8 protein-coding genes and 1 riboswitch are annotated in these 11,285 nt (G+C 36.0%); all 8 genes read left to right on the top strand.

Annotation, left to right across the window (positions count from 1 at the left end):
• A partial coding sequence (locus tag NSU17_RS15555) for an acyl-CoA thioesterase (RefSeq protein WP_340705462.1) occupies nt 1-372 on the top strand: 372 nt, incomplete at its 5' end.
• A gap of 112 nt (nt 373-484) precedes the next feature.
• Nucleotides 485-4,246, top strand: a complete 3,762-nt coding sequence (locus NSU17_RS15550; protein ID WP_340705461.1) for a DEAD/DEAH box helicase — start codon at nt 485-487, stop codon at nt 4,244-4,246.
• Nucleotides 4,247-4,248: 2 nt separating this feature from the next.
• Nucleotides 4,249-5,013 (top strand): hypothetical protein, encoded by a 765-nt coding sequence (locus NSU17_RS15545; protein WP_340705460.1) that lies wholly within the window; start codon nt 4,249-4,251, stop codon nt 5,011-5,013.
• 64 nt (nt 5,014-5,077) lie between these two features.
• Nucleotides 5,078-5,185, top strand: a riboswitch (SAM riboswitch).
• Between the two features lie 92 nt (nt 5,186-5,277).
• Nucleotides 5,278-6,222 (top strand): homoserine O-acetyltransferase MetA, encoded by a 945-nt coding sequence (gene metA / locus NSU17_RS15540; RefSeq protein ID WP_340705459.1) that lies wholly within the window; start codon nt 5,278-5,280, stop codon nt 6,220-6,222.
• Between the two features lie 165 nt (nt 6,223-6,387).
• The gene (locus NSU17_RS15535) at nt 6,388-7,248 is read left to right on the top strand and encodes an MBL fold metallo-hydrolase (protein WP_340435193.1); all 861 of its coding nucleotides are present in this window, start codon (nt 6,388-6,390) and stop codon (nt 7,246-7,248) included.
• A 948-nt stretch (nt 7,249-8,196) separates the two neighbouring features.
• Nucleotides 8,197-9,504, top strand: a complete 1,308-nt coding sequence (locus tag NSU17_RS15530; protein WP_340705458.1) for a GntP family permease — start codon at nt 8,197-8,199, stop codon at nt 9,502-9,504.
• Between the two features lie 19 nt (nt 9,505-9,523).
• Nucleotides 9,524-10,453, top strand: a complete 930-nt coding sequence (locus NSU17_RS15525) for a 3-hydroxyacyl-CoA dehydrogenase family protein (RefSeq protein ID WP_340705457.1) — start codon at nt 9,524-9,526, stop codon at nt 10,451-10,453.
• A gap of 10 nt (nt 10,454-10,463) precedes the next feature.
• The gene (locus tag NSU17_RS15520) at nt 10,464-11,222 is read left to right on the top strand and encodes a 3-hydroxybutyrate dehydrogenase (RefSeq protein WP_445684084.1); all 759 of its coding nucleotides are present in this window, start codon (nt 10,464-10,466) and stop codon (nt 11,220-11,222) included.
• Nucleotides 11,223-11,285: the final 63 nt, after the last annotated feature.

Raw genomic sequence — 11,285 nt, 5'->3', positions numbered from 1 at the left:
CACGCAAACTACCTTATTTGGATGGAAATGGGCAGAACCCAACTCATTCGTGATTTAGGGTTTAACTATGTAAAATTAGAAGAAATGGGTTATGTTTCGCCTGTCATCGATTTATCCATCCAATATAAAAAATCAATGAGATATGGACAAATTGCTAAAGTACGTACATGGGTAGAACAACATGACAAATTGCGGACTACATATGGTTATGAAATTTTACACGAAGATGGTTCTGTTGCCGCAAGTGGCACGACTGTAAATATCTTAGTAAAAAAAGACAATTTCAAACCTGTTCCACTTCGAAAAGTTGATCCTGAATGGGATTCAAAATATAACGAAATTGCTCGAACAAAAAAAGAAAAAACTTCTTAATAAAATGAATGACTAGTTTTATGGCTAGTCATTTTCCTTTTTAACGATAATTCTATATTGGATGAATCATTTTTGATATAATGACGATTGTGAGTAAAAAGGAGGGATGTTCATGGTGCAAACTGTAGAATTAACCAAATGTTTTATCGTCTTAACAAACACAGCTCGAGAAGCGATTAAGGAACATTTTACCGATGAACATGCCTTTTTTAGTTTACAATCATCATTTTTTGTTTTTTTAGAAAAACAATCGATAGAAGAAACATCCCTATCCCTTACGATTTATTTTGACAATCGTCGAAATGAAAAATTATCGAAAAAAATGAACGAACGCGTCGTGATTTTAGACTGTGTATTTGATATAAAAAATGGCCTTATAGCGAAAAGTTTCCGAACAAAGGGTAAACATACACCCGTTGATACAAACAGACGAAAGGGCATGCGAATCCATTTCGTCCCTTCTAGAATCAATGGCCATTCTTACTCAGAGCACTTTATAAAAACCATCGCTCAATTACCTGTAGCACAAGAAAAATACGACTATGTAAATAAACGGATTTCAAGCTGGGAAGGTTATTTAAAAGTTTTATATAAAAATGCCAACATCGATGACATCGAGGCAAATATCCAATCCATTTCTTACAGCTCAGACTTTTCAACGGTTTCATTAAAGGTACGTGGTATTCGTGATAAAGAATGGAAATCGTTAAAAGGGATGAACGCTTATGTTCATGGCATAAAAAATGAAATTGGGGAAATTGTCAAAACGAATATTCAACATCAAACCATCGATATTGAATTAGCTCCTCAAATAAGTAAATTAGCAAAAGAAAATGTTTTTGATTTTCATACGGATTCCATCACCTTTAGCAATGCCTCGACAAAATCTCAGTTAAATCGTCTTTTAAAAGGCTTTGATCGACTAAAAGAAGGACTTGCCGCAAATCCTAATCTAGAAAACTTTTTATTTGAAGATGTTCCAAACATAGCAAAACGCAATAACCATCTTGAAATTGAATTCTATAACAATTTAAACAAATATCAAAGAGAAGCGGTAAGGGGTGCACTAGAAGCCGAAGATTTATTTGTCATTCAAGGCCCGCCCGGCACCGGTAAGACGACCGTTATTTCTGAAATTTGTTATCAAAACGTCAAAATGGGGCTAAGAACGCTTATTGCCTCCCAATCAAATTTAGCTGTTGATAATGCCCTTGGAAGACTACTAGCAAATAAAGATATTCGTATTTTACGGTACGGTCGCACAGAAAGCATTGAAGAAGAAGGCAAAAAATTTATTGAGGAAAATGTTGCAGAATATTGGAAAACACAAACCTTTGATGCCATTTCGAAGGAAATTAACCAACATGAGCATAAAGAAGAATTATTACAAAAAGAAATAAATGATTACAAAACGCAAATTGAACAGCTAACAGAAAAAGTAGCTCAACTTGAACGTGATATTTTGCGAAAAAAGGAAGCCGAGAAAGAATTAAAAGGTATATTTGAGTCGATTGCTGAGCTAAAGAAACAAATTATCTCTAATCATAAACAAAAAGATAAAACCGAAAAATCAATCGAAACATTGCAAAACTCTTTAAACGAACGGACAGAAAAGCTCAGAGAAATCGAAGAAACGATAGCAAGCAAAGGTCTTAATCAAATTCAGCAAGAAATTAAAGACGCACAAAAACACATTCGAGAAAGTGAAAACTTAATCAACTATGTTCATGTGGAACAAAAATTGAATGAAGCACAAGCTGAATGGCAACGAGTAGTAGATGAAATCACAATATTGAAAAGAAAACAAGAGCAATTCAGCGATACCTTTAACCAATTGCAATCTTATAAAAAATTAGAAGAAGTAGAAGGATTTATTGACATTCATGGAATCAAAAGAGGATTTGTCATTAATCAGTTGCTGCTTGATATGGACAAAATTTATCAACAAATATTGAAATTAAAACCCGCGAAGCAAATTTCTGAACGGATTGAAAAAGCCATTGAATACAATGAAAAAACATTAAAAATTCAAATAGAGCCCGTTCAGCTGCCGCCAAATCATCAATATTCTTTACATGAAGTGAATGAGTTTCTAGATAAATTAGCGCTTGCTTTTAAACAACAAAAAATCAATCGCCAAAATGGAATTCCTTCTATACGCGGCCTATATATCAGAAGGCTTTATGTCAATGAGCTATTATTGCAATTCAAAGGATTAGCAGAAGAATCGAAAACCGTTTTTGAAAAATTAAAAAAGGAAGTTGCGGAACAATATTCACTACAATTAGGGCTTAGCGAACAACATATTCAATCGTTAAGCCAAAAAGAGATGCAACTGCAACAATTAATTCAACAATATCATCAAGAACTAAAGAATTTCCAAATAGAAAACACAGATTTCATACCATCTATTGACGAGTTACAAGCTATCATCGACGCATTAAATGAAAAGATTTCTTCACTAACTGAACAACAAGCCAATTATCAAACATATGAACATGAAAAAGCTCAAATCAATCAAGAGATTGCCACAATTGAAAAAGAACTTTCCAATGGTGGAGTATTATTATCGACCATACATAAAGAATTAAAAGAATTACATCGACAAGGCATTGTTTTAGAGAAAAAAGCTGAACAGTTGCAACAACTCATAAAACAAAATCCTGAGTTCGAACTGGAACAAACGGAAGAAAAAATTAAAGATTTCCAATTAAAAATTGAAAAATTACATCAACAAATTGAACTGTTGCCAATCACAAAGGAAATTCAAAAAGAATGGTTTTTATTACTAAATAATTCTACTGAACACGATTTAGATGAAATCCGAAAACTATATGTGAAACATGCAAATGTGATTGGTACAACTTGTGTTGCTTCCGCAAATAAAGATTTTATGGACAATTATCCTACTTTTGATGTCGTCATTATTGATGAAGTATCAAAAGCAACACCGCCTGAATTATTGCTTCCAATGTTAAAAGGGAAAAAAATTATTCTTGTCGGTGACCACCATCAGTTGCCACCATTAATCGGTGACGATACATTTGAAGAAACATTGGAAGTAGTTATGAAAGAAAGCGACACTTTTGAAGAAAAAAGGGAACTCGAGAAGCTTTTGGAAGAATCATTATTTGAACGTCTATATAAAAATTTACCTAGCACAAATAAGATAATGCTTGGAATTCAATACAGAATGCATGAAAAGATTATGCAAACCATCACTCCATTTTATAGGACCGGCAACGAGTCCTTACAGTGTGGTTTAGATAATTCTGATGAAGCAAGAGATCATAAATTAAATGGCAATTATGTAAAACGCCATGAACATTTATTATGGTTCGATCTACCAAACGAGCCACTTTACTTTGAAGAAAGAATGAAGGAAGGCGCTAGTTTATTGAACTCTTCCGAACTAGAAACAATAAGGAAGCTATTAATCGATTTAAACGAAGCAACTGCAAAATCAAAAGAACAAGGCTTACTTGAAAATGATGCTTTAAAATCCGTTGGTGTGATTAGTTTCTATCGAGAGCAAGTAAATCGAGTTAATTTGTTAATAGAAGAGTTGAATTTGTCCCATTTACATATTCGGACAGGCTCTGTCGATAAATTCCAGGGTATGGAAATGGACGTTATACTACTAAGTATGGTTCGAAACAATCCACATGGAGAAATCGGTTTTGCAAAAGATTACCGCCGGTTAAACGTTGCATTATCGAGAGCAAGAGAATTACTGATGATTATTGGCAGCTCAGAAATGTTCATGAATCGACCAAAAGCAAAGAACACTAAAGAAATGTATCAATATCTATATGAAGTAGTCGAAAAACAACAAGGTATTCGAAAAATAACAAAGGAGACGTTCTTAACATAAACATGGAACTCCATCAAATACAGCAACAATTAATAAAAAAGCTTGAAAAAGAAAAAGCTGGTTTAATCATTCATACCGATATTTGGTGTATTCCTATGCATACGTATGAAATCACTTATCAGCCAGTTCGAAAGAGGACGATGGATATATTAATGAAAATTTTACTTTTCTCTTGCCAAAAATCAACTTTCGAAAGGGCTGAACAGCTCAGTGAAATTTTACTGGTAGAGCCACTATTTATAGAAGATTTATTACGGAAAATGCAAAAAAATGGGTTGTTGATACGGGAAAATAACTATTATCAACTTACCGAAAAAGGAATGAAACAATTTTCTCTAGGAGTATTTGAAGAGGAATTAGAACCCGTAGCAATAGAGCTACTATATAGCCCTGTACATCATCAAATCGTAGAAGGCGATATTGAGGAAGTACTAGACTTTGATGATTTTCCGGAACAAATCTATCGTTATATACGTAATGAAGAGGGGCCAATCAGTGCACCTTTTATGATGAAAGCAATACAAAACATGCAAGCGACGGAACTGGAAGAAGATCATCAACAAATCAAATCCATACTATCAATGGAAAATACTCAAGTAAATGATGTCCCTTGTATCGAATTCATTATTTGGAACGTTGAAAACAAGGAATTATTTATCCGCGTATGGAATACATTATTTAATAGTTGGGATCAACAATTAGAACAAGAATTGAATGAGAAAGAGAGCTCGGAATGGCTAACAAAAATGCAGAGTAAAATAAAATAACCTAATATTGCAAATCCCTATTAAATGTGTTAGGATTATCTTAATTTTATAAGGATTCAAAACTTTCTTATCAAGAGAAGCGGAGGGACTTGGCCCAATGAAGCTTCAGCAACCTCTAACGGATGTTAGAAAGGTGCTAATTCCAGCAAGGCTATGCCTTGGGAGATAAGAGAGTGTGTGCAAGAAATTGTGTACCCTCTCATTCTCTTTGCTGGAATGAGAGGGTTTTATATTAAGAAAATTTAGAATTGGGGGACTAGAGAAATGCCTATCAATATTCCGAAAAATTTACCTGCTGGAGAAATTTTAAGAAATGAAAAGATTTTCGTGATGGAAGAAGATCGTGCTTTATCGCAAGAAATACGACCATTAAATATTTTAGTTTTTAATTTGATGCCTGAAAAAGAAAAAGCGGAATTGCAATTGTTGCGTTTGCTTGGCAATACGCCTTTACAAACCAATGTAACATTTTTAAATACGGCATCATATGAGCCAAAAAATGTGTCAAAAAGCCATTTGGAATTGTTCTATAAAACCTTTGACGAAATAAAGCATCGCCGATTTGACGGCATGGTCATCACAGGAGCGCCAGTAGAGCGGATGGAATTTGAAGAAGTGAATTATTGGAAAGAATTTACTGAAATTTTAGACTGGGCACAAGAAAATGTGACATCGATAATTTATATATGTTGGGCGGCACAAGCAGCACTATATTATCACTTCGGAATAGGGAAATTTGAGTTGCCGAAAAAATGTTCCGGCATCTATTCACACACGATAACAGACTTAACAAACGATTTAGTTCGTGGTTTCAATGATGAATTTGTGGCACCTCATTCTCGATACACGTCAGTTTCCTTGGAAGAAGTGCAACAACATCCTGATTTACAATTGTTGAGCTATTCTGAAGAAGTAGGGCCTTTTATCATTCAATCAAAAGATAATAAACACATTATGATTACAGGACACTTGGAATATGATGCAACAACTCTTAAGGAAGAATATGAGCGTGATATTAAGAAAGGTTTACCAGTGGAAATACCAGCAAACTATTTCCCTAACAATGATCCAACAAAAGAGCCAAAAAATAGTTGGAGAGCGCATGCCCATCTGTTGTTCTACAACTGGTTGAACTACTACGTTTACCAAGAAACTCCTTATGACTGGCATTTCGTGGACGGCCATGATCCAATTGATTATCATATTTAATGAAAACTGTAAAAATTCTTCTCCCACGGAAGAATTTTTACAGTTTTTTTATTAATAAAACAATTCATACATATGTATGACAATAACGAGTGCAAAATGAAGTTCTTGAACAAATAAAGAATTCATAATTGGAAATACTCAATAATATGTAAAGGGGGTAATGAAATGTCCGAACAGCTACATTATGGTGATGATTATAAATTTATTCCCGTCACTTCTATATTAAGTGGGGTAGGACTAAACATTACAGAGGATTTATATCATTTTACAATCCAAGTAGTCAATGTTTGCTTTATTGGTGATCCAGATAAAGACAATCAATGGGTTTTAGTTGATGCGGGAATGCCGAAATCAGCTAATGCAATCATTGAAGAAGCTGAGCAGCGTTTCGGTCAAAATGCCCGCCCAAAAGCGATTCTTTTAACCCATGGACATTTTGATCATGTTGGCGCAATTGTTGATTTAGTAAAACATTGGAATGTCCCAGTATATGCCCATGAAGAAGAAATCCCATTTTTAATAGGAGAACAAAGCTATCCAAATCCAGATCCTACGGTAGATCGTGGACTCGTTGCGAGAATGTCACCATACTTTCCTAAACAACCAATACAGTTAGATTCTTTTGTTCATGCACTGCCGAAAAATGGAACAATCCCGATGTTACCTGAATGGAAGTGGATTCCAACACCGGGACATTCACCAGGTCATATCTCTCTTTTTCGTGAACGGGACCGTTCGCTAATTGCTGGCGATGCGTTCGTTACGGTGAAACAAGAGTCTCTGTTTAAAGTTTTTGTACAAGAAAAGGAAATCTCTGGCCCACCTAAATATTTTACAACGAATTGGAAATTAGCAAGAGAAAGCGTTACAAAACTCGCTTATCTCCGTCCAAGAGTGGCACTATGTGGACACGGTGTTCCAATGTCGGGTGAAGAATTGGAAAATGGATTAGCCCAATTAGTTCATCACTTCGATGAATTGGCAATTCCGAAAGATGGAAGATACGTTGATGGTTTTGAACATTAACTCACAAAAGCATATAAATAAAAAAGAAAGAAAGAAACCGCAACTTTTGTAATACGGTTTCTTTCTTTATGTGCGCCCGGCATGTACATGAACTATAGGGTGTAAGTCCCGAACCCCGAAGACAGAAGTAGAGGTTAGCCAAGAGCAAGGATGTCCGTGGTGACGCGGAATCTGAAGGAAGCTGGAGGCAAAACACCGGTCCGAGGAACACGAACCTCATATAAGGCTAGGTATGATTGAGTGAGTTTGCAAAACAAAACAAAGCTCTTTCTGTCGAAGGTCATATCGAGTAAATGAGGCGGATAGATGGTGTGAAAGTGCATGTACTTACCCGGGGAGGTCTGGCGGATATGTGAAGTACGCTTCATAACCTACTTAGTGATAAGTAGCTGAACCGTCAGAAGTCAGCAGAGGTCATAGTATTAGTTGGTTTAGAACTACTAAGAAGGACCGAACAATTAAGAGAGAATAGCCCTTGGCATTCAGTGAGTCATGATGAACACAGAAAACGTAGTACCTCACTTGAGGGAGGAAGCGGTGAATCCCGTGGGGGTCCTCTTGGAGGGTGGAGTGACCACTGGCATAAAGAGAACAGCTATTCACGGAAGTTATATAAAGACTTGCGTCAATCATCTTAATTGAACCGCCGTATACGGAACCGTACGTACGGTGGTGTGAGAGGACGGGAGTTAATCGCTCCCTCCTACTCGATTTATTAATTGATTTATATTTTTACAATCTTACAAACTCCTCATTGCAACTACTTTATAAATTTATCGAATAAGTTTCACAAAATCTTAATAAGATGTTATACATACACGCAGCAATATTGCTATGAAAAAAATACCATTTTTACAAATCCGTATTTTTACAATCAAGGTAAGGAGGGGATTATTGGAAAAATGTAATGAATTTTACTTTATCCCTAAAAAGAGGTGAGATGAATAGATGTGGAGTTTAATAACGATTATTTTATCCTTGATATTGCTGATCATTTTAGCGATGAGAGGGTTCACAATCATCATCATAGCACCTGTCGTAAGCTTATTTGTCATGATATTGAACAACATGCCAATCATTGACACCTTTCAAAATGACTACATGAGTGGCTTTACAAACTATGTTAAGAATTATTTCTTAATTTTCTTATTTGCTGCGATGTTTGGAAAATTTATGGAAGAGTCCGGCGCTGCACGAACGATCGCTCAATATTTATTGAAATTATCGGGCAAAAAAAGCAAGTTAAGAGTTTTGGTAACGATCATGTTTATATGCGCCTTTTTAACTTATGGCGGTGTGAGCCTATTTGTTGTTATTTTTGCAATATTGCCGATTGCAAAACCGATTTTCAAAGAATTGAATATACCATGGCATTTATTTATTGCGGCTTTTATGCCGGGTATGGCGACCTTTACGATGACGATGCTTCCAGGAACTCCTGCCATACAGAATATCATTCCGACCGCCTATCTAGGCACAACTGTCACTTCCGGAGCATGGATCGGTATTGTAAGCGCTATATTTGTCATCATCATTAATATCTGGTACATCGATTTCGCATTAAAACGTTCTGAAAAACGTGGAGAAACGTACTTCAATATGAAAAATTTAGAAAGCAAAAATGGAGAAGTGGAAGACAAATATGCTGATAAAAAACTTCCTAACATTGTTCTAAGTTTGATTCCGCCGATTTTATTGCTCGTTTTATTAAACTTAGTCAAATTAGAAATTATTTATACTTTGATGATTACCGTTGTTGTTAGTGCTTTGCTTTTCTGGAAGTATATTTCAGTAAAAAAAGAAACGATCAATATGGGAGCTACGAACGCAGTATTGCCAATCATTAATACTTCTGCAGACGTTGGATATGGTTCTGTAATTGCCGCTACTTCAGGATTCGCAATCTTTCAAGAAATCGCAGCGAATATTCCCGGTAATCCGCTCATTTCACTCTTTATTGCAACCAACTTATTGGCAGGTATCACAGGCTCCAGCTCAGGTGGACTGGCTATTGCCATGGAAACATTGACAGATCTTTATTTAAGTCTTGGTGTAAATCCCGAAGCATTCCACCGAATTGCTGCAATTGCATCGGGCGGTTTAGATGCTTTGCCGCATAACGGTGCAGTGATTACCACATTGGTTGTTGCTGGACTTACTCACAAAGATGCTTACAAACATATTTTTGCAACTGCTGTCATCGCACCATTGATTGCTGCGATTCCTGGATTAATTGTTGCAATCTTGTTCTATTAAACTTTATAGGAGGTATTGTATGAAAAAAGTCGGAGTCACTGGCGCTGGCACAATGGGATTCGGAATATCCTTTTATTTTGCAATAAAAGGCATTCAAACCCATGTGGTGGATGTATCAGAACAGTCGATATCCTTGGCAAAAGAAAAATTTAGCACTTACTATCAACTATTTGAATCGAGTGAATACCCTTTAAAATTTTCTCGAGAAGAAGCAAAATCGTTTATATCTTATTCAACTCAACTGGAAGACTTGGAAGATGCCGATCTGATTATAGAAAGTGCAACAGAAAATTTAGAAATAAAACAGCAAATTTTTAAGTCATTAGATGAAATTGCAAAGACGGATGCGATATTAACCTCAAACACTTCAAGTTTAAAGCTTTCAGAAATTGCTCTACATGTCGAAAAACATAGAAAACATTTATTGCTCACACATTTCTTCAATCCCGCTCAAATTGTTCCATTGGTTGAATTGCTAGCTTTGGAAGAAACTGCCCCAGAAATATTGGACAAAGTGAAAACATTTTTTGAATCAATCGATAAAACCCCGATCATCGTTAAAAAGGAAATTCCAGGTTTAGTTGCAAACAGAATACAAGTGGCTTTAGCAAGAGAAGCATTATCTCTGTTGGAAGATGGAATCGTTTCAAAAGAAGATCTAGAAAAAACATTATATGACGGTCCAGGTTTCCGTTTTTCGGCAAGCGGCCTGCTGAAAATCATTGATTTTGGCGGATTGGATGTATGGCAGATTGTATTAAGAAATCTCCAAAAAGAAATCGAATCAGGCGAAAGAGAGTATTCATCTCTCAATACATTAGTCGAAAACAACCAATTAGGCGTGAAAAACGGCAAAGGATTCTTTGAATATCCTGGCAAAGGTTTTGATGAATACGTTTTACAACGCGACTCCGAACTATTAAAACATTTGATTAATACACGTTTCTGAGGTGATGCATGTGACGAATAAAAGAGTTGTCTTAGTAACCGGTGCAGTCGGCGGTATCGGTTCTGCGATCACGAAAAAGTTTCTTGAAAACGGTGATATTGTTTGTTTATTGGACTTGCACCAAGACAAACTTGATCAAGCGGTCAGTCAATTGGGGGAAAATGCCTTTGGCTATCGTTTGGATGTAACAAATGAAACCGAGGTACAATATGTTATTTCAAAAATTATTGATGAACATGGAAGAATTGATGTGCTAGTAAACAATGCAGGACTTCAATATCGAGCGAAGATTGAAGATTTTCCATTGGAAAAATGGCGTTTACTGATTGATGTCTTGTTAACCGGTGTTTTCTTAATGACAAAACATGTTTTTTCGCAAATGAAGAAACAAAGATTTGGAAGAATCATTAACATATCTTCGGTTCATGGAAAAATGGCCACTCCTGAAAAAGTTGCCTATGTGGCTGCAAAGCATGGAGTATTGGGCATTACAAGTGTTGCAGGGCTTGAAGGGGCTCCTTACGGAATCACAGTGAACTCTGTATTGCCGGGACCGGTAAAAACGCCTCTTTTGGAGAAACAATTAAATGATTTATATGAAAGCGAAGGGTTGACAGAACAAGAAGCCCTTTCAAGAATCATGTATCCACGCCAAGCGATGAATCGGTTCATTGAAGCTTCAGAAATTGCGGGAACTGTGTTCTTTTTAGCTTCCGATGAAGCAGCAGGCATTACAATGGAACACGTGAAAGTCGCAGGCGGAATGTAATAGAGAAAATGAGTCTTATTGATGGATGGCGTGCCGCCTTTGGAAGTTCTTATATTACAGCTG

Origin of the sequence: Ureibacillus sp. FSL K6-2830, assembly GCF_038004145.1 — a bacterium.
GTDB classification, from domain to species: domain Bacteria; phylum Bacillota; class Bacilli; order Bacillales_A; family Planococcaceae; genus Ureibacillus; species Ureibacillus thermosphaericus.
The sequence above is the reverse complement of the archived record's forward strand: the minus strand, read 5'-3'. Positions and strand labels throughout refer to the sequence as shown.

Coding starts and splice junctions, on each gene's coding strand:
- NSU17_RS15550 (WP_340705461.1), top strand. CDS start 485: ATGGTGCAAACTGTAGAATTAACCAAATGTTTTATCGTCTTAACAAAC.
- NSU17_RS15545 (WP_340705460.1), top strand. CDS start 4,249: ATGGAACTCCATCAAATACAGCAACAATTAATAAAAAAGCTTGAAAAA.
- metA (WP_340705459.1), top strand. CDS start 5,278: ATGCCTATCAATATTCCGAAAAATTTACCTGCTGGAGAAATTTTAAGA.
- NSU17_RS15535 (WP_340435193.1), top strand. CDS start 6,388: ATGTCCGAACAGCTACATTATGGTGATGATTATAAATTTATTCCCGTC.
- NSU17_RS15530 (WP_340705458.1), top strand. CDS start 8,197: ATGTGGAGTTTAATAACGATTATTTTATCCTTGATATTGCTGATCATT.
- NSU17_RS15525 (WP_340705457.1), top strand. CDS start 9,524: ATGAAAAAAGTCGGAGTCACTGGCGCTGGCACAATGGGATTCGGAATA.